This window comes from Pseudomonas sp. MF08817, assembly GCF_059862705.1.
Genome location: NZ_JCBCUY010000001.1, coordinates 109,397 through 128,061, shown reverse-complemented (window position 1 = coordinate 128,061; position 18,665 = coordinate 109,397). Strand labels below are relative to the sequence as shown.

The following is an 18,665-nucleotide window of genomic DNA, read 5'->3' as shown; positions in this document are numbered from 1 at the left end:
GTAACGCGAAAAAACGGGGGAGCACCGGGTGCAGATTCAGGGTCATTACGAGCTTAAATTCGAAGCCGTGCGCGAAGCCTTCGCGGCGCTGTTCGACGATCCCCAGGAACGTGGCGCGGCGCTGTGCATCCAGGTCGGCGGGGAAACCGTGGTCGACCTCTGGGCCGGCACCGCCGACAAGGACGCCAGCGTGGCCTGGCACAGCGACACTATTGCCAACCTGTTCTCCTGCACCAAGACCTTCACCGCCGTCACCGCCCTGCAACTGGTGGCCGAAGGCAAGTTGCAGCTCGATGCCCCGGTGGCCCGCTACTGGCCCGAATTCGCGGCGGCGGGCAAGGAAGGCGTGACCCTGCGCCACCTGCTCAGCCACCGCGCGGGCCTGCCGGCGTTACGCGAGCTGCTGCCGCCCGAGGCGCTGTATGACTGGAACACCATGGTCACGGCCCTGGCGGCAGAAGCACCATGGTGGACCCCCGGCGAAGGCCATGGTTATGCCGCCATCACCTACGGCTGGCTGGTGGGCGAATTGCTGCGCCGCGCCGACGGCCGTGGCCCCGGCGAATCCATCGTGGCGCGGGTGGCGCGGCCCTTGGGGCTGGATTTCCACGTTGGCCTGGCCGATGAAGAGTTCCACCGCGTCGCCCATATCGCCCGGGGCAAAGGCAACGTTGGCGACGCCGCGGCCCAGCGCCTGCTGCACGTGACGATGCGCGAACCCACGGCCATGACCACCCGGGCGTTCACCAACCCGCCGTCGATCCTCACCAGCACCAACAAACCCGAATGGCGGCGCATGCAGCAACCGGCCGCCAACGGCCACGGCAACGCCCGCAGCTTGGCGGGGTTCTACAGCGGCCTGCTCGACGGCAGCCTGCTGGAAGCCGACATGCTCGAAGAACTGACCCGCGAACACAGCTTGGGCGAAGACAAGACCCTGCTGACCCGCACCCGGTTCGGCCTGGGCTGCATGCTCGACCAACCGGATGTGCCCAACGCCACCTTCGGCCTCGGCCCACGGGCCTTCGGCCACCCGGGCGCGGGCGGCTCGGTGGGGTTCGCCGACCCGCAGCATGACGTGGCCTTTGGCTTCGTCACCAACACCCTGGGGCCCTATGTGCTGATGGACCCACGGGCGCAGAAACTGGTACGGGTACTGGCCGGCTGTCTGTAAGGGCAAACACGGCAGGAACCCTGTGCTATTTGTGTTTTCCAACGGGCTGTTTGTGCGTGGTGTGGGCGCCCGCTTGCTACAACAACAGCCGCAGTTCGGCCCGCTGCCGATTTTTTTCATCTCATTTTTTGGATTTTCAATGTCATCTCATAAATTCGTCGCGCTGGGGCTTTGCCTAGCGATCACCGGTTGCGCACAGACGCCTCAATCCGATTCCGATGGCGGCCACTGGTGGCAGTTCGGTTCTTCCGAAAAAGTCGCCGAGCAGCGCCCGGCCCCTGTGCCTGCCAAACCTGCGCCAGTGGTAGCCAAGGCCGAAACCGGCGGTAACTGGTGGTGGCCGTTTGGCGGCAAGGATAAAGCCGCGACCAAGGCCGTGCCCATGCCCGACCCAAAAATCACCCAGGCCTGGCTCGATGACTACGAACCGCGCCTGCGCACGGCCATCAAGGACAGCAACCTGGAGCTGGAGCGCCGGGAAAACGTGCTGGTGGTGACGGCGCCGGTGGACGGCTCGTTCAACCCGGATCGCCCGGCCATGCTGCTGCCCGTGACCCTCGGGCCGTTCACCCGGGTGGCGAAGATCCTCGAAGTGGACCCCAAGACCGCCGTGCTGGTGCTCGGCCACGCCGACACCTCGGGGGCTGCACCGGCGAACCTGAAGTTGAGCCAGGAGCGCGCCCAGTCGGTGGCCTCTATCTTCCGCCTCAGCGGCTTGCAGCGTGATCGCCTGAGCCTGCGCGGTATGGGCTCGGACGCCCCGCGCGCGGCCAATGACAGTGTCGAAGGGCGCGCCCTGAACCGCCGTGTGGAAATCCTCCTCACGCCGCAAGCCACCATGCTGGCCCTGCTGAGCAAGTACAACATGCCGGCGCCGGCCCCTGTGCGCCTGGTGGCCGTGCAGGACGTCAAGCCCGCCGCCAAGCCCGCCGTGGCCCCGGCCGTGGCAGCCAAGAAAGCCGTGCCGGCGAAAAAACCGGCCGCCACCAAAAAAGCGGCGGTCAAGGCCCCGGCCAAGAAGCAACCGGCCAAGACCCCAACGCCGGCGAAAAAACCTGTTCCGGCCAAGGCTGCCAGTACCGCGAAAAAAGTCGCGGCGGCCGATACCGTCAAAAAATAACGCTGCTCGAACAAGGAAAGCGCCATGACTCAAGCCCTGGCCGATATGCGCCGCGACTACATCCGCGATGGCCTCACCGAAGCCCAGGCGCCCGGTGAGCCGTTCGCACTGTTTCACCAATGGTTCGCCGAGGCGGTAAAAACCGAACAGCCGCCGGTGGAGGCCAATGCCATGACCCTGGCCACGGTCGACGAGGAGGGCCGCCCCCATTGCCGCATCCTGTTGCTCAAGGGCCTGGACGAGCAGGGCTTCACCTTCTTCACCAACTATGAAAGTGCCAAGGGCCGGCAACTGGTGGCGCGGCCGTTTGCGGCCATGACGTTTTTCTGGCCGACCCTGGAGCGCCAGGTACGAATCGAAGGGCGGGTGGTCAAGGTCACGGTGCAGGAGTCCGATGCCTATTACCAAGTGCGGCCGCTGGGCAGCCGCCTCGGTGCCTGGGCTTCACCCCAGAGCCGGGTGATTGCCGATCGCCAGGAACTCGAAGGCTTGCTCAAGGCCACCGAGGCGCGTTTCAGCGACAGCCAGCCCGATTGCCCGCAGCATTGGGGCGGCTATCGCCTGCTGCCCGAGCGCATCGAGTTTTGGCAGGGCCGGGCGAGCCGCTTGCATGATCGCCTCAACTACCGCGCGCAGGGCGGCGGCTGGCTGCGCGAACGACTGGCGCCCTGAGCAGTCTACTGCTCGCGGTACTGCGCCGCGCTGGCCTCTAGCCACTTCGGTAGGTCGCGGCGCTTGATCTTCTGGGCGTGGGCGTTGGCCAGTTGTTCAAGCATGAAGGCTTTTTTACGGGGGTCGTTGCCAGCCATGGACAGGGCCAGGTCGCGATCCACCCAGCGCTTGATCCGCACATAGAGCCACCAGTGAAAGTACAGCCCGGCCAGGGTGGTGGCGACGATGATGAAGTAATCCATGGAAATCCTTGGGTGTGCGGCGCAGTTTGTAGGAGTTGGCGCTACTGTTTGATGAAAGATCGGTTGCGCCTGTACGGCGCCTGAATGAAAACATGTTAATCCCCACGGCGCCGTGACAGGCGTCAAGCTGCGCAGTTTAATGAATACCTGTCCTTTTTGGAGTTGATGCTATGCGCAAGTCTGTTCTGCTGGTTGCTACCTTTTCCACCCTGGCGATGCTGCTCACCGGTTGCCAGTCGAGCCTGACCGGCGACTCCTATTCGCGCGATGAAGCACGCCGCGTGCAGTCGATCCGCCTGGGCACCATTGAATCCCTGCGCCCGGTCAAGATCGAAGGCACCAAGACCCCTATCGGCGGTGCGGCAGGTGCAGTGATCGGCGGCGTTGGCGGTAGCGCCATCGGTGGCGGTCGCGGCAGCATTGTGGCCGCCGTGATCGGTGCCGTGGCCGGTGGCCTGCTGGGCTCGGCCACGGAAGAAGGCCTGACCCGCACCCAGGGCGTGGAAATCACCGTTCGCGAAGACGACGGCAGCATCCGCGCCTACGTGCAGCAGGTTCAGGAGAACGAGATTTTCCGCGTTGGCGAGCGGGTGCGTATCTCCACCGTGGGTGGCACCAGCCGCGTTTCCCACTGACCACGGGCCGCAAAAACAAAACCCCGATCAGGCGACTGATCGGGGTTTTGTGCTTTCAGGTTGGCGTTACTTGATAACGGCGCTGTTTTTGCCGCTGGCCATGGCGGTTACCGCGTAGCCCAGCAGGGCGGCGAGGATGGAGCCGGTGAGGATGCCCATGCGGTCCATGCCCGCGTATTCACTGGCCCCGGGGATAAAGGCCAGGGAACCGACGAACAGGCTCATGGTGAAGCCGATCCCGCACAGGATCGCCACGCCGAACACCTGGCCCCAGTTGGCGCCGGTGGGCAGGGCGGCGATGCCGATCTTCACGCTCAGCCAGGTCAGGCCGAACACCCCGACCGTCTTGCCCAGCAGCAAGCCCGCGGCGATGCCCATGGGCACGTGGTGGGTGAAGCTCTCCAGGTTCACGCCCGCCAAGGACACGCCGGCGTTGGCGAAGGCGAACAGCGGCAGGATGCCGAAGGCGACCCACGGATGCAGCGCATGCTCCAGGCCCAGCAATGGCGAGGGCTCGGCGTTTTTCGTGCGCAGCGGGATGCAGAAGGCCAGGGTCACGCCGGCCAGCGTCGCGTGTACGCCGCTCTTGAGTACGCAGACCCACAGGATCAGGCCGACGATCATGTACGGCCCGAGCTTGACCACCCCGAGGCGGTTCATTGCAATCAACGCCACCAGGCAGGCCGCGGCCAGCATCAGCGACAGGGTGGAGAGTTCGTGGGAGTAGAAAATCGCGATGACGATAATGGCGCCCAGGTCGTCGATGATCGCCAGGGTCATCAGGAACAGCTTGAGGGACACCGGCACTCGCTTGCCCAGCAGCGCCAGCACGCCCAGGGCGAAGGCGATGTCGGTGGCCATGGGGATCGCCCAGCCGCCTAGCGCCGCCGGGTTGTCCTTGTTGAGGAACCAGTAGATCAGCGCCGGTACCACCATGCCGCCAATGGCGGCTGCGCCGGGCAGCACCACTTGCGAGGGTTTGGACAGGTGGCCTTCCAGCAGCTCGCGTTTGACCTCCAGGCCAATGAGCAGGAAGAACAGGGCCATCAGGCCATCGTTGATCCATAGCAGCAGGGGCTTGGCGATTTGCAAGGCGCCGACCTGGGCGACCACGGGGGTCTCCAGCAGGCCGTTGTACAGCCACGACAGCGGTGAGTTGTTGATAATCAGAGCCAGGGCTGCAGCGGCGATCAATAACAGACCGCTGGCAGCTTCCAACTGAAAGAAACGCGTGAAAGTGCTACGCAGAGGCAAGGTCGCTCTCCATTCTGGAATTCAAAAGGTGGCACACCCTAACCCGTACCGATGGTTGTTAAAACAAAAGTTATATTCTTTTTTGTTATATGCGGACGGGGCAGTTGTGCCGCAGGGAGCCTAGCAGTTGCGGGGCGAATTGAGATGCAGCTGTACCTGTGCTTAATGTAGGAATATTCCTAATCTGTGTAGTCCTCATCAGCCAAGTGCTGTCAGTCACCTTCTGGCGCCCCCGTAAAGCGCTTGAGTTCACCGAGAAAACACCATGAACGACCCCCGGCAGTGGGCCCGTGAAGCCATTCGCATTATCGAGGCCGACTTCCAGCGTAGCGCCGACACTCACCTGATTCCGTTGCCGCTCCCCGGGTTCACGGGAATCGACCTGTATTTCAAGGACGAATCCAGCCACCCCACCGGCAGCCTCAAACATCGCCTGGCCCGCTCCCTGTTCCTGTATGCGCTGTGCAATGGCTGGCTCAAACCCGGCGCGCCGGTGATCGAGGCGTCCAGCGGTTCGACGGCGATTTCCGAGGCTTATTTCGCCCGTTTGCTGGGCTTGCCGTTTATTGCGGTGATGCCCGCCAGCACGTCCCAGGAAAAAATCGCGCAGATTGCCTTCTATGGCGGCCACAGTCATTTGGTCCAGGACCCTACGCAGATTTACGCCGAATCCGAGCGCTTGGCCCGGGAACACGATGGTCATTTCATCGATCAGTTCACCTACGCCGAGCGGGCGACGGACTGGCGGGCGAACAACAACATTGCCGAGTCGATCTTCCAGCAGATGCGTTTCGAGCGTTATCCGCTGCCCAGTTGGCTGATTTCCAGCCCCGGCACGGGCGGCACCACGGCCACCCTGGGGCGTTATGTGCGCTATCGCCAGCACTGCACCCGGGTGTTATGCGCCGACGCTGAACGCTCGGTTTTTTTCGACTATTACCAAAGCGGCGACGCCAGCCTGCGCCTCGATTGCGGTTCGCGGATCGAGGGGATCGGCCGGCCACGGGTCGAGGCGTCTTTTCTGCCCAAGGTCATCGACGCCATGGTCAAGGTGCCGGATGCGTTGTCCCTGGCGGCCATGCATTACCTGGCCGAGCGCCTGGGCCGACGGGTCGGAGGGTCCAGCGGCACTAACCTGGTGGGCGCGTTGATGGCCGCGCAGCAGATGGCGGCGGCGGGGGAGCAGGGTTCGATCGTGGCGATTCTGTGCGATGGCGGTGAGCGCTATGCCACCAGCTACTACGACCCACAATGGCTCAAGGCCCAGGGCTATGAGTTGAGCGGGTTGATCGCTGCCGTGGCGGCCAGCGTCGAGCAAGGCGCGCCGCTGCCCGAGAGCGTGCTGCGCGCCAATCTCTAAACACTGTGGGAGCGAGCGTGCCCGCGATGAGGCCTCAGCGCCTCGAGTGACTGGCACGCCGCTATCGCGAGCAGGCTCGCTCCCACAAGGGCTTGCATTGGCTGGGGGCTTTAGGCCTCCAGCCCCAGCATGTCCCGCGCCACGGCTTCGGCGATGCGGATGCCGTCCACGCCCGCCGACAGAATCCCGCCCGCGTACCCCGCGCCTTCGCCGGCCGGGAACAGGCCCTTGACGTTCAGGCTCTGCATCGACGCGTCGCGGGTGATGCGCAACGGCGATGAAGTGCGGGTCTCGATGCCGGTCAACACCGCGTCGTACAGCGAGTAGCCCTTGATCTGCTTCTCAAAGGCCGGCAAGGCTTCGCGGATGGCTTCGATGGCGAACGCCGGCAGGGCCTGCGCCAGGTCACCCAGGGCAACCCCCGGCTTATAGGACGGCTCGACGCTGCCCAGGGCCGTGGACGGTTTGCCGACGATAAAGTCGCCCACCAATTGTGCCGGGGCTTCGTAGTTGCTGCCGCCGAGCACAAAGGCGTGGGATTCGAGGCGTTCCTGCAACTCGATGCCCGCCAGCGGGCCGCCGGGGAAATCCACCTCCGGAGTGATACCGACCACTATGCCGGAGTTGGCGTTGCGCTCGTTACGCGAGTATTGGCTCATGCCGTTGGTCACCACCCGGTTCGGCTCGGAGGTGGCGGCGACCACGGTGCCACCGGGGCACATGCAGAAGCTGTAGACCGAGCGGCCGTTCTTGGCGTGGTGCACCAGTTTGTAGTCGGCGGCGCCCAGTTTCGGATGGCCGGCGTATTTGCCCAGGCGCGCGGCGTCGATCAGCGATTGCGGGTGCTCGATGCGAAAGCCCACGGAAAACGGCTTGGCTTCCATGTACACGCCACGGCCGTGGAGCATGCGGAAGGTGTCGCGGGCGCTGTGGCCCAGGGCCAGGATCACGTGCCGCGAGTGCAGTTGTTCGCCGCTGGCCAACTCGACGCCGGTCAACTGGCCGTCTTCGATCAGCACATCGGTGACGCGCTGCTGGAAGCGCACTTCACCGCCCAGGGCGATGATCTGTTGGCGCATGTTTTCCACCACGCCGGTGAGGCGGAAGGTGCCGATGTGGGGCTTGCTGACGTAAAGGATTTCGTCCGGCGCGCCGGCCTTGACGAACTCGTGCAGGACTTTACGGCCGTGGTGCTTGGGGTCCTTGATCTGGCTGTAGAGCTTGCCATCGGAGAACGTCCCCGCGCCGCCCTCGCCAAACTGCACGTTGGATTCGGGGTTGAGCACGTTCTTGCGCCACAGGCCCCAGGTGTCCTTGGTGCGCTGGCGCACTTCGGTGCCGCGTTCGAGGATGATCGGCTTGAAGCCCATTTGCGCCAGCAGCAGGCCGGCGAAAATCCCGCAGGGGCCGAAGCCCACCACAATCGGGCGCTCACTCAGGCCTGCCGGGGCCTGGCCGACCACTTTGTAGCTGATGTCCGGCGCCACGTTGACGTTACGGTCATCGGCGAACTTGCGCAGCAGCGGTTCTTCATCGCGCACTTGCAGATCGACGGTGTAGATAAAGCACAGCTCGGACGACTTCTTGCGCGCATCGTAGCTGCGCTTGAACAGGGTGAAGTCGAGGAGGTCGTCACTGGCAATGCCCAGGCGCTGCACGATGGCAGGGCGCAGGTCTTCATCGGGATGGTCGATCGGCAGCTTGAGTTCGGTGATTCGTAACATGACAGTATCCGGTTCGCGAGGGCGCACAAACGCGCCAAAGGCGTTTCACAAACCGGCGATTATAGGCGCTAACGCCCCGTTGCCGGGAGGTTAAAACCGCAACCCGCCAAATCAGCCGCTTCGCGCTCCGTCAAAATACCCGCAACCGCGCTGCACCTGGCCGTTGATCCGCAGCTCGGCGCTCAAGGGCCGCACGGTTGAATCCCCTGCGTCGACACAGCGTTGCGGCGCGACCCATAGCTCGATGTGCTGGCCATTGGCGTCGCTGGTCAGGCTGAACCGCCCTTCACCGGCCTGTTCTTCCAGGTAAGGCAGCGCCAGGGGCGCCTGCCCGGCCCGTTCCAGCAGCAGGCCCTTGCCGTTGACCGTGACGCTCCACTGTGGAGCGTGGCCATTGGCGTGCAGGGTCTGGCCGGCGTTGGCGCTGGGGTCGGGTTGGCTTATCAGCCACGAACAACCGGAAAATAGCGGGAGCAGGGCAACAAACAGCAAGGAACGGGCGGCGCGCATCGGGGAGTCTCCAGACAAGTGCCGCCACGTTACTCAGGCTGATCCTTCATCACAAGGACTAGTAGCCAACATGAAAGGTCTGGCCAGTTTGTAGGCCTTCGACGCTTTTTGCGTAGGCCAGTGCTACATCGGCAGCGGGAACGGGTTTGTAGCCTCGGAAGTACGGGGCATAGCTGCCCATGGCTTCGACCAACACATTGGGGCTCACCGAGTTGACGCGCAGGCCCCGGGGCAATTCGATGGCCGCTGCGCGCACGAAGCTGTCCAGGGCGCCGTTGACCAAGGCCGCCGAGGCGCCGCTGCGGATCGGATCCTGGCTGAGGATGCCGCTGGTGAACGTGAACGAGGCGCCGTCATTGGCGAATTCGCGGCCGATCAGCAGCAGGTTGACCTGGCCCATCAGTTTGTCTTGCAGGCCCAGGGCGAAGCTTTGGCTGCTCATTTCGGCCAGCGGTGCGAAGGTCACGTTGCCGGCGGCGCATACCAGGGCATCGAACTTGCCGGTTTTTTCAAAGAGGGCACGGATCGAGGCGCTGTCGCTGATATCCACTTGGAAATCGCCGCTGCTGCGGCCAATGCGGATGACTTCATGGCGTTGCGCGAGCTCTTTGTCGACCGCCGAACCGACAGTGCCATTGGCGCCAATCAATAGGATTTTCATCGGGATGTTTCCTCATTGGAGTGAATGAGGCCTGAGTCTAGAGTGGTTTTTAATCGGGAAAAGCGCGCTAATAGGCAACCTTTGGTTTTTTATTGGAAACAGTCCATGAGCGAAATGGATGACTTGGCGGCATTCGCCACCCTGATCGAGGCCGGTAGTTTCACCCTGGCGGCGCAGCGCCTGGGGTGCAGCAAGGGCCAGTTGTCCAAGCGCATCAGCCTGCTGGAGGCGCGTTTCGCGGTGGTGCTGGTGCAGCGCACCACCCGGCGCCTGAGCCTGACGGCGGCGGGCGCGGCGTTGCTGCCCCAGGCGCAGGCCCTGGTGGTGCAACTGGAGCGGGCACGCCAGGCCCTGGCACGGTTGAAGGACGATATGGCCGGGCCGATTCGGCTGACGGTGCCGGTGTCGTTGGGCGAGACGTTTTTCGATGGATTGCTGCTGGAGTTTTCCCGCCAGTACCCGCAGGTGCAGATCGAGTTGGAGCTCAACAATAGCTACCGCGACCTGTCCCGCGAAGGGTTTGACCTGGCGATCCGCTCCCAGGTGGGCAACGACGAGCGACTGGTGGCCAGGCCCTTGCTGGCGTGGGAGGAAATGACCTGCGCCAGCCCTGCTTACCTTGAGCAGTTCGGTGAGCCGCAGACTCCGGCAGCCTTGGCCGAGCACCGCTGCCTGCTCAATAGCCACTACAGCGGCCGCGAAGAGTGGTTGTACCACCAGCAGCATGAACTGCTGCGGGTGCGGGTCAGCGGGCCGTTTGCCAGCAATCACTACAACCTGCTGAAAAAAGCGGCCCTGGTGGGGGCGGGAGTCGCTCGCCTGCCTTCTTATATGCTGCACAGCGAGCTGGCGGATGGGCGCTTGTGCTGGTTGCTGCGCGACTACCAGACCCGCCGCACGCCCATGTACCTGGTGCACCCCTATCAGGGCGGCCTGCCCCGGCGCACCCAGGTGCTGGCCGATTACTTGATTGGCTGGTTCAAGCGCAGTGGCGAGGCACTGGACCGGTTGTAGCGCCGGGCGATGAGCGCGTCGAGGGCAATGGCGCCGGGGCCCCGGGCCATCAGGTAGAGCAGGACCGCGGCCCAGGTGCCGTGGGTGGCGTAGGCATCGGGATAGACGAAGAACTGGATGGTCAGGGTCATGGCCAACAGTGCCGCCGCCGAGAAGCGCGTGGCCAGGCCTAGCAGAATCAACACCGGGAACACATGTTCGGCCACGGTGGCCAGGTAAGCCGCCCACTCTGGGGGAAGGAGCGGTAAGCGGTACTCGTGGCGAAACAGGAACAGGGTGGCGTCGGCCAACCGTGGCATGGCGAATTGGAACTGCCCGCTGACCAGATCGACGACCAGGCCTTCGACCTTGGTTTGCCCGGATTTCCAGAACACAGCGGCGATGGAAAAGCGCGCGAGCAAGGCGATCAGGCTATGGGGGATTTTTTCCAGCAAGGCGATGCCGCGTTGCAGCAGGCAGGGCCGGGCATTGCAGGTGTTGGGGGGCGTATTCATGGTGAAACCCTTGGGTGGTGGTACAGCTCAGTGATGACGTTGTGGCCAATGAGCAAGGCGAGGCATTGGCTCAAGTCGAATTCGGGTGCGACGTTTTGGCCGCACGATGCGGCCCGGCCCAACGGCCAGCCACTTTGCGCGCCGCGGATGAAAGCGATTGAGCCTGGGTCTACGGCAAAGACTTCAACGTGTTGACCGTTGCGCAATACCAGGGCGTTTTGCCCTTCCAGTAGATCTAGGCCTGGCAGCAGGCCCTGCGGCTGCTGATGCGCAGCCCAGATTGCAACCACTGCGTAGCTGGAATTCAGGGTGCTGACCGAGGGATGCAGTTGAAGGTGCAACAGGTCTGGCGCTTGGCAATCGCTCAGTGCGGCACCTATCTGTTCGTGGAGCAGGGGCACCGCATCGGCGGCGTGATAGGCCTGTACCCGCAGCCGCTCCAGGCGCGCGATATCGGCGAGGTAAGGCACGCAGGAGGCGGGGCTGAAGCCTTCGATGAAGTGCGCCAGTTCATTGCCGTATTCAATCAGCCGGGGGTTGAGTGGTGGATGCTGGCGGATGAACTGGCGGGCCATGGCGCTGAAAAACTCATCGCCCACCAGTTGCGCGACGACCGGGTAGTGGTCGGTGAGCGCACCGATCAACGATCGCAGCACATTGTTGCGGTAAACCGCGAAGCGGCTCGCCGGATCGGCACCGTTGCGGCAGAACAGGCCGGGGGGGCAGTTTTTTTGTGGGTCCAGCAGTGCTTCGGCAAATAGGGTGTGAGTGTTCATGGGCCAGCCTGCATGACGTTGAGCAGCGCTTGCGCCTGGCGTGCCTCGGCGTGGAGCACGGCGAACGGTGGTACCCGGTTGTCCCGCTCGATCAGGGTGGCCACCGGGCCGCAGCGCTTGAGCACTTCGCGGTACAGCTCCCACACGGCGGCGTCGACAGGGGCGCCGTGGTCATCGATCAGCAGGCGTTCGCCCAGGCTGTCGGTGTCTTCGGCGAACCCGGCCAGGTGAATCTCGCCCACGGCCCACAATGGCAGTGCGTCGATATAGGCCAAGGGGTGGCGCTGGTGGTTGACGCTGCACACGTAGGCGTTGTTGAGGTCCAACAGCAAGCCACAGCCTGTGCGGTGCACCACTTCGCGGATAAACATCGCTTCATCCATGCTTGATTGGCGAAATTCCAGGTAGGTGGCCGGGTTTTCCAGGAGCATGGGGCGCTTGAGGGTGTTCTGCACCTGGTCGATGTGGTCGCAGACGCGGTGCAGGGTGGGTACGTCGTAGGCCAGGGGCAGTAGGTCGTTGAGAAACACCGGGCCATGGCTGGACCAGGCCAGGTGTTCGGAAAAGGCTTGGGGCTGATAGCGCTCGATCAATCCGGCCAGGCGCCCCAGATGTTCTCCATCCAGCGCCCCCTGGGTGCCGATCGATAGGCCAACGCCATGTAGCGACAGCGGATAGTGTTCGCGGATCAACCCCAGGTAGTGATGAAAGGGCCCGCCGGCCACCATGTAGTTTTCGGCGTGCACCTCGAAGAAGCCGATGTCTGGCTTGGTCTCCAGGACATCGCGAAAGTGTTCGCTTTTAAGCCCCAACCCGACACTGAGGGGCAGCTCGCCGTGGCGGGCCTGAGTGCGATGGCGCAGGGGCTGCGATGAGAGAGACATGTTCAACACTCAGGCCGGGAACGGATCAGGACTTGGCGGTGAAGGCTTCGGTCTGGCCCAACCCGGTAGGCGAGGTGGGGCTGGCGGTTTTAACGCAGGTGCCGGTGGGGACCAGTTTCCAGGCGTCGGCCTGGTAGTCGGTTTTCGAGGAGCCGGCGCAACTGGTTCCGGCGCCAGCGGCGCAGTCGTTCTGGCCTTTGAGGGCGACACCGAAGCATTTCTCCATGTCATTGGCTGCTTGGGCGGTGGTGGGTAGGGCGGCGAGGCTCAATGCCGTGCCGAGGGCCAGGGCGAGGGTGGTGGCGGAGAGGGAAGAGGTCATGGTGTTTCTCCAGAAGGTCGGGCAAGCGTGATTGCTTGCACATGCCTCTAGAGAAAAGCGGTGCGGGGATTGTTACAGCGCAAGAATAAAAAAGGGAGCGGGTGGGCCCGCTCCCGGTACATCAGCCGCCCAGGTAGGCTTCGCGCACTTTCGGGTCGGTCAACAAGGCCTCGCCGCTGCCCTGCATCACCACCCGGCCGTTTTCCAGCACGTAGGCACGGTCGGCGATCTTCAACGCCTGGTTGGCGTTTTGTTCCACCAGGAACACCGTCACGCCATCACGGCGCAGTTGTTCGATGATGTCGAAGATCTGCTGGATGATGATCGGCGCCAAGCCCAAGGACGGTTCGTCGAGCAGCAGCAGTTTGGGCTTGCTCATCAGCGCACGGCCGATGGCGAGCATTTGCTGTTCGCCGCCGGACATGGTGCCGCCGCGTTGGGTAAAGCGCTCTTTGAGGCGTGGGAAAAGGTGCAGGACCTTGTCCATCTGCTCCTGGTAATCGCCCTTGTCGGTGAAGAATCCGCCCATGGCGAGGTTCTCTTCCACGGTCAGGCGGGCAAATACCCGACGACCTTCCGGGACCACGGCGATGCTTTTACGCATGATGTGCGCCGAGTGTTGCCCGACCAGTTCCTCGCCCAGGTAGCGGATGCTACCGCTGTGGGCTTGGGGTGAACCGCAGAGGGTCATCAGCAAGGTGGACTTGCCCGCGCCGTTGGCGCCGATCAGGGTGACGATTTCACCCTGGCGGACTTCCACGTTGACGCTGTGCAGGGCCTGGATCTTGCCATAGAAGGTGGAAACGTTTTCGAACTGCAGCATTTACGCTTCCCCCAGGTAGGCTTTGATGACTTCAGGATTGTCGCGGATCTCGTGGGGCGTGCCGTTGGCCAGGGGCGTGCCCTGGTTGATGACGACAATGTGGTCGGAGATGCTCATGACCAGTTTCATGTCGTGTTCGATCAACAGCACGGTGGCGTTGTGCTCTTCGCGCAACACGCTTATCAACGCCTTGAGGTCTTCGGTTTCCTTGGGGTTAAGGCCAGCCGCCGGTTCGTCGAGCATGAGGATCCGCGGGCGGGTCATCATGCAGCGGGCAATTTCCAGGCGACGTTGCTGGCCATAAGCCAGGGTACCCGCCGGGCGGTTGGCGAATTCGGTCAGGTTGACCTTGTCCAGCCAATACGCGGCGTATTCCATGGCATCGGCTTCGCTCTTGCGGAACGCCGGGGTTTTGAACAGGCCCGCCAGGAAATTGGTGTTCAGGTGACGGTGCTGGGCGATCAGGAGGTTCTCGACCGCAGTCATGTCCTTGAACAGGCGCACGTTTTGGAAGGTGCGCACCACGCCCTTGCGGGCGATTTCATGGCCGGCCAGGCCCTGGATCGGCAGGCCGTCGAGCAGGATTTCACCGCCGCTGGGCTTGTAGAAACCGGTCAGGCAGTTGAACACGGTGGTCTTGCCAGCGCCGTTGGGGCCGATCAGCGCCACCACCTGTTTTTCCTTCACGGTCAGGGCCACGCCGTTGACCGCCAGCAAGCCGCCGAAGCGCATGCTTAAATTATCGACTTTCAGGATCTCGCGGCTCATTTGCGCAGCTCCATGTGAGGACGTTGCATGGGCAGCAGGCCTTGTGGACGCCAGATCATCATCAGCACCATCAGGGCGCCGAACATCAGCATGCGGTACTCGCTGAACTCACGCATCAGCTCGGGCAGCAGGATCATCACGATCGCGGCGAGGATCACGCCCAATTGCGAGCCCATACCGCCCAGCACCACGATGGCGAGGATGATCGCCGACTCGATGAAGGTGAAGGATTCCGGTGTGACCAGGCCCTGGCGCGCGGCGAAGAAGCTACCGGCGAACCCGGCGAATGCTGCACCGAGGGTGAAGGCCGAGAGCTTGATGACCGTAGGGTTGAGGCCCAGGGCACGGCAGGCGATTTCATCTTCGCGCAGCGCTTCCCAGGCGCGGCCGATCGGCATGCGCAGCAGGCGGTTAATCACGAACAGCGCCGCCAACGCCAGCAACAGGGCAACCAGGTACAGGAAGATCACCTTGTTGATCGAGTTGTAGGGCAGGCCGAAGTACTCGTGGAAGGTCTGCAGGCCTTCGGCGGCTTTACGCTCGAAGGTCAGGCCGAAGAAGGTCGGCTTCTCGATGTTGCTGATGCCATTCGGGCCGCCGGTGAGTTCGGTCATGTTGCGCAGCAACAGACGGATGATTTCACCAAAGCCCAGGGTCACGATGGCCAGGTAGTCACCGCGCAGGCGCAGTACCGGGAAACCCAGCAAGAAGCCAAACGTGGCGGCCATCATCCCGGCGATCGGCAGGCAGATCCAGAAGCTCAGGCCGAAGTAATGCGACAGCAGCGCATAACTGTAGGCGCCGACGGCGTAGAAGCCGACGTAGCCCAGGTCGAGCAGGCCCGCCAGGCCGACCACGATGTTCAGCCCCAGGCCGAGCATCACGTAGATCAGGATCAGGGTGGCGATGTCCACCGCCCCGCGTGAGCCGAAGAACGGCCAGACCAGTGCCACCAGCACCAGGCCCAGGATGATCCAGCGCTGGGTTGAGGGCAGGGTCAGGAAGTTGCTGGCCTTGGCCGGTACCAGCGGCATGTTGGGCGAGGCCTTCCAGGCTGCGCTGATCTGGCTGTGGAACAACACACGCAGGAACATCAGCAACGAGCACACGGCGATGGTTATCAGTGTGGCGGTGCTGGTGTTGTGCACTTCCAGGTTGATGCCGACGATGGTCAGCTTCAGACCGAGTACCGGGTAGGCCACGGCCCACACCAGCAGGGCGCTGAACAGCGCCGATTTAAGATTCCTAGTCATACCTTCTCAACCTCCGGACGGCCAAGGATGCCAGTCGGCCGGAACAACAGAACCAGTACCAATAAGCCGAAAGCCACGACGTCCTTGTATTGGTCGCCGAAGATATCGGCACCGAACGCTTCGGCCACCCCCAGCACCAAACCGCCGAGCATGGCGCCCGGGATGCTGCCGATGCCGCCCAGTACCGCGGCGGTGAAGGCCTTGAGGCCGACGAGGAAACCGGCGTTGGGGTTGATGACGCCGTATTGCATGCTCAGCAGTACCGCGGCCACGGCCGCCAGTGCAGCGCCGATCACGAAGGTCAGGGCGATGATGTTGTTGGTATTGATGCCCAACAGGTTGGCCATCCGGATGTCTTCGGCGCAGGCACGGCAAGCGCGACCCAGGCGTGAACGGGAGATGAACAGGGTGAGGCCGAGCATGGCGATCAACGTCACCACGAAGACCACGATTTGCATGTAGGAAATCAGCACTTCATGTGCGCCACCTGGCCCGATGGAGAAGTTGCCGGGGATCAGGTTGGGGATGGATTTGTCCTTGGAGTCTTGCGCCAACAGAACGGTGTTCTGCAGGAAAATCGACATGCCGATGGCGGAAATCAGCGGGATCAGACGGTTGCTGCCGCGCAAGGGGCGGTAGGCAACCCGTTCGATGCTGTAGCCGTAGGCACTGGTAACCACGATGCTCGCGATGAAGGCTGCGGTCATCAACAGCGGGACACTGTCGAGTCCCATCATGGTCAGCCCGGCGATGGCGATGAACGCCACGTAGGAACCGATCATGTACACCTCGCCGTGGGCGAAGTTAATCATTCCAATAATGCCGTAAACCATCGTGTAGCCGATGGCGATCATGGCATAGGTGCTGCCAACGGTCAGGCCGTTAACCAGCTGTTGGAAAAAGTGATAGATGTCAGGCATTACAGCGCTCCTAAAAACCTGATACGCATTTCACTGGTTGAGTCATCTTCCCGCTCCGGCCCCATGGATCTCGATCCATTTCGGGCGGCGGGTTACCAGCGAACCGCTGATGACGGTTTTGAGATTTTCAGGTGGGGAGACTTGCGGATCACGCAAGCGCGGCCCAGATACGTTCGTAAAACAAAGCCCACGGCACGCCGTGGGCTTTGTGGGCAGTCAACCAAATCCAGCCTTACTGAGGCGAAACTTCGGTTTTAGGTTTGCCGAAGTGCCACTCGTAGACGACGAATTTGAAGTCCTTGAGGTCGCCCTTGGCGTCGAAGCTCAGGTTGCCGGTCGGGGTCTTGAAAGTACCGGCGTGGATGGCTTCGGCCACTTTGGCAGGGTCTTCGCTCTTGGCGGCAACGATGCCACCGGCGATGACTTCAACGGCCGAGTAGGACGGGAACACGAACGGACCGCTCGGGTCTTCTTTCTTGGCCTTGAAGGCGTCGGCCAGGGCGACGTTGGCAGGGTCCTGGTCGAAAGACTTCGGCAGGGTGACCAGCAGGCCTTCGGACGCATCCTTGGCGATTTGCGAGATGGAGTCGTTACCCACGCCTTCCGGGCCCATGAACTTGGCTTTCAGGCCTTTTTCCTGGGACTGGCGCAGGATCAAGCCCAGCTCCGGGTGGTAGCCGCCGTAGTAGACGAAATCGACGTTGGCTTGCTTGAGCTTGGCGATCATGGACGAGAAGTCTTTGTCGCCGGCATTGATGCCTTCAAACACAGCGACCTTGATGTTCTTGCTTTCGAGGGTTTTTTTCACGGCGGTGGCGATGCCTTCACCGTACTGCTGCTTGTCGTGCAGTACGGCAACGATCTTCGGCTTCACGTGGTCGGCGATGTAGTTGCCGGCGGCCGGGCCCTGGGCGCTGTCCAGGCCGATGGTGCGGAAGATCATCTTGTAGCCACGAGCGGTGATGTCCGGGCTGGTGGCCGCCGGGGTAATCATGATGATGCCTTCGTCTTCGTAGATGTCCGAAGCCGGTTGGGCAGAGCTGGAGCACAGGTGGCCGATAACGTACTTGACGCCATCGTTGACGACTTTGTTGGCGACTGCCACGGCTTGTTTCGGGTCGCAGGCATCGTCGTATTCGACCGCTTGCAGTTGCTTGCCGTCGACGCCGCCCTTGGCGTTGATTTGCTCGATGGCCATTTTGGCGCCACTGAACTGCATGTCGCCGTATTGGGCTACAGGACCGGTTTTAGGGCCGGCAATACCAATCTTGATGGTGTCAGCTGCGAACGAATGGCTGGCGACCCCGGCCAGGACCATAGCGGCAAACAGTTTGGAAATCTGCTTAGTAGCCTTATTCATAGTGCTCCACTCTTACTGTTGTAATTTTTATAGTTCTGGCAGCCAAGGCTACAGAACCGGACAAGATAAATGGATATCTCTTCCGGAAATGCCCCCGGCAACTGTACCGGTACAGTGTAGAGCGCCGGTTGTTCGCTTGAAAAGCTGGCTGCTGGGGGCAAAACCTGAGGATGTCGCATTGCTGAAAGAAAAAGACATAATCACGCCGGTTTGCCGTGGGACTTTTGAGCTATGCCGGGGTTTTGCGAATTTTTCGATCGTTGACGCCTTTATCTCTGGGTTTTTCTGCCCGACCACCGACGTTATGATTGCGCCGATTTCCCTTCTGGACAGACCCATGATCGAAGAACCTAGCACCCTCTATGCCAAGCTGCTCGGCGAGACAGCACCTATTACGTGGAAGGAGCTCGAACCCTTCTTTGCCAAGGGTGCCCTATTGTGGGTCGACGGCTCCCTGGATTTGATCGAGGCCGCGCAGGCCATGGCGCAGAACGAAGCCGACAAAGTGGCTGCCTGGCTGGCCACTGAGACGCTGGGCAAGGTGTCTGCGTCGCGGGCGTTGGATCTGGTGACGCGTGATCCGCAGCTGTGGGCGGTGGTGGTTTCGCCCTGGATTATGGTCCAGGAAAGAGCAGAGGCTTGATGGCGCGCACCGAATGGGTGCGTCGCCAGGGCGGGAGAAAGTGTGTAGCCGAGTAG

Annotated in this window: 20 protein-coding genes and 1 pseudogene; 7 read left to right on the top strand and 14 right to left on the bottom strand. The window is 62.5% G+C overall.

Annotation, left to right across the window (positions count from 1 at the left end):
• Positions 1-28 precede the first annotated feature (28 nt).
• From AC19YR_RS00600 to pdxH, 3 genes are all read left to right on the top strand, one after another.
• The gene (locus AC19YR_RS00600) at positions 29-1,174 is read left to right on the top strand and encodes a serine hydrolase domain-containing protein (RefSeq protein WP_095108073.1); all 1,146 of its coding nucleotides are present in this window, start codon (positions 29-31) and stop codon (positions 1,172-1,174) included.
• 139 nt (positions 1,175-1,313) lie between these two features.
• Positions 1,314-2,294, top strand: a complete 981-nt coding sequence (locus tag AC19YR_RS00595; RefSeq protein ID WP_095108188.1) for an OmpA family protein — start codon at positions 1,314-1,316, stop codon at positions 2,292-2,294.
• 24 nt (positions 2,295-2,318) lie between these two features.
• Positions 2,319-2,966 (top strand): pyridoxamine 5'-phosphate oxidase, encoded by a 648-nt coding sequence (pdxH, locus tag AC19YR_RS00590; RefSeq protein ID WP_500596748.1) that lies wholly within the window; start codon positions 2,319-2,321, stop codon positions 2,964-2,966.
• Between the two features lie 5 nt (positions 2,967-2,971).
• On the opposite strand, the gene AC19YR_RS00585 is transcribed toward pdxH, so the two are convergent.
• On the bottom strand, positions 2,972-3,208 hold the full coding sequence (locus AC19YR_RS00585) for a hypothetical protein (RefSeq protein WP_500596747.1): 237 nt from the start codon (positions 3,206-3,208) through the stop codon (positions 2,972-2,974).
• Between the two features lie 170 nt (positions 3,209-3,378).
• On the opposite strand from AC19YR_RS00585, the gene AC19YR_RS00580 reads away from it, so the two are divergent.
• Positions 3,379-3,843 (top strand): outer membrane lipoprotein, encoded by a 465-nt coding sequence (locus tag AC19YR_RS00580; protein ID WP_095108076.1) that lies wholly within the window; start codon positions 3,379-3,381, stop codon positions 3,841-3,843.
• A gap of 66 nt (positions 3,844-3,909) precedes the next feature.
• On the opposite strand, the gene nhaA is transcribed toward AC19YR_RS00580, so the two are convergent.
• Positions 3,910-5,097 (bottom strand): Na+/H+ antiporter NhaA, encoded by a 1,188-nt coding sequence (nhaA, locus tag AC19YR_RS00575; protein WP_095108077.1) that lies wholly within the window; start codon positions 5,095-5,097, stop codon positions 3,910-3,912.
• 265 nt (positions 5,098-5,362) lie between these two features.
• Here nhaA and AC19YR_RS00570 point away from each other — a divergent pair, with 265 nt between their 5' ends.
• A complete protein-coding gene (locus tag AC19YR_RS00570; protein WP_500596746.1) occupies positions 5,363-6,457 on the top strand; it encodes a PLP-dependent cysteine synthase family protein in 1,095 nt (364 codons plus the stop codon).
• 110 nt (positions 6,458-6,567) lie between these two features.
• On the opposite strand, the gene AC19YR_RS00565 is transcribed toward AC19YR_RS00570, so the two are convergent.
• The 3 genes and pseudogenes from AC19YR_RS00565 to AC19YR_RS00555 form a co-directional block, all read right to left on the bottom strand.
• Positions 6,568-8,181, bottom strand: coding sequence for an NAD(P)/FAD-dependent oxidoreductase (locus tag AC19YR_RS00565; RefSeq protein WP_095108079.1), 1,614 nt, complete (start codon positions 8,179-8,181; stop codon positions 6,568-6,570).
• A 111-nt stretch (positions 8,182-8,292) separates the two neighbouring features.
• Positions 8,293-8,586, bottom strand: a pseudogene (locus AC19YR_RS00560) (hypothetical protein); the annotation flags it as partial.
• Between the two features lie 163 nt (positions 8,587-8,749).
• Positions 8,750-9,352 carry a short chain dehydrogenase gene (locus AC19YR_RS00555; protein WP_500596745.1) on the bottom strand — a complete coding sequence of 201 codons (603 nt, stop codon included), beginning with the start codon at positions 9,350-9,352 and terminating at the stop codon, positions 8,750-8,752.
• Positions 9,353-9,457: 105 nt separating this feature from the next.
• On the opposite strand from AC19YR_RS00555, the gene AC19YR_RS00550 reads away from it, so the two are divergent.
• A complete protein-coding gene (locus tag AC19YR_RS00550) occupies positions 9,458-10,366 on the top strand; it encodes a LysR family transcriptional regulator (RefSeq protein ID WP_095108082.1) in 909 nt (302 codons plus the stop codon).
• On the opposite strand, the gene AC19YR_RS00545 is transcribed toward AC19YR_RS00550, so the two are convergent.
• The 9 genes from AC19YR_RS00545 to AC19YR_RS00505 form a co-directional block, all read right to left on the bottom strand.
• Complete coding sequence (locus AC19YR_RS00545; protein ID WP_095108083.1) at positions 10,315-10,860, bottom strand: DoxX family protein; 546 nt, start codon at positions 10,858-10,860, stop codon at positions 10,315-10,317. The two genes, AC19YR_RS00550 and AC19YR_RS00545, sit on opposite strands and share 52 nt — an antisense overlap.
• Complete coding sequence (locus tag AC19YR_RS00540) at positions 10,857-11,636, bottom strand: HvfC/BufC family peptide modification chaperone (RefSeq protein WP_500596743.1); 780 nt, start codon at positions 11,634-11,636, stop codon at positions 10,857-10,859. The genes AC19YR_RS00545 and AC19YR_RS00540 overlap by 4 nt, the downstream gene beginning before the upstream one ends.
• Positions 11,633-12,520 carry an MNIO family bufferin maturase gene (gene bufB, locus AC19YR_RS00535; protein ID WP_500596742.1) on the bottom strand — a complete coding sequence of 296 codons (888 nt, stop codon included), beginning with the start codon at positions 12,518-12,520 and terminating at the stop codon, positions 11,633-11,635. Before bufB ends, AC19YR_RS00540 begins: the two co-directional genes overlap by 4 nt.
• 25 nt (positions 12,521-12,545) lie before the next feature.
• Positions 12,546-12,842, bottom strand: a complete 297-nt coding sequence (locus AC19YR_RS00530) for a BufA1 family periplasmic bufferin-type metallophore (RefSeq protein WP_500596740.1) — start codon at positions 12,840-12,842, stop codon at positions 12,546-12,548.
• 121 nt (positions 12,843-12,963) lie between these two features.
• Entirely contained in the window at positions 12,964-13,665 is a 702-nt protein-coding gene (locus tag AC19YR_RS00525; RefSeq protein WP_095108087.1) for an ABC transporter ATP-binding protein, read from the bottom strand.
• The gene (livG, locus tag AC19YR_RS00520; RefSeq protein WP_095108088.1) at positions 13,666-14,433 is read right to left on the bottom strand and encodes a high-affinity branched-chain amino acid ABC transporter ATP-binding protein LivG; all 768 of its coding nucleotides are present in this window, start codon (positions 14,431-14,433) and stop codon (positions 13,666-13,668) included.
• A complete protein-coding gene (locus tag AC19YR_RS00515; RefSeq protein WP_095108089.1) occupies positions 14,430-15,686 on the bottom strand; it encodes a high-affinity branched-chain amino acid ABC transporter permease LivM in 1,257 nt (418 codons plus the stop codon). The genes livG and AC19YR_RS00515 overlap by 4 nt, the downstream gene beginning before the upstream one ends.
• On the bottom strand, positions 15,683-16,606 hold the full coding sequence (livH, locus tag AC19YR_RS00510; RefSeq protein ID WP_095108090.1) for a high-affinity branched-chain amino acid ABC transporter permease LivH: 924 nt from the start codon (positions 16,604-16,606) through the stop codon (positions 15,683-15,685). The genes AC19YR_RS00515 and livH overlap by 4 nt, the downstream gene beginning before the upstream one ends.
• 232 nt (positions 16,607-16,838) lie before the next feature.
• Positions 16,839-17,966 carry a branched-chain amino acid ABC transporter substrate-binding protein gene (locus AC19YR_RS00505; RefSeq protein WP_500596736.1) on the bottom strand — a complete coding sequence of 376 codons (1,128 nt, stop codon included), beginning with the start codon at positions 17,964-17,966 and terminating at the stop codon, positions 16,839-16,841.
• A 136-nt stretch (positions 17,967-18,102) separates the two neighbouring features.
• Here AC19YR_RS00505 and AC19YR_RS00500 point away from each other — a divergent pair, with 136 nt between their 5' ends.
• Positions 18,103-18,609 carry a DUF2288 domain-containing protein gene (locus AC19YR_RS00500; protein WP_256576541.1) on the top strand — a complete coding sequence of 169 codons (507 nt, stop codon included), beginning with the start codon at positions 18,103-18,105 and terminating at the stop codon, positions 18,607-18,609.
• The last annotated feature ends 56 nt before the right edge of the window (positions 18,610-18,665 follow it).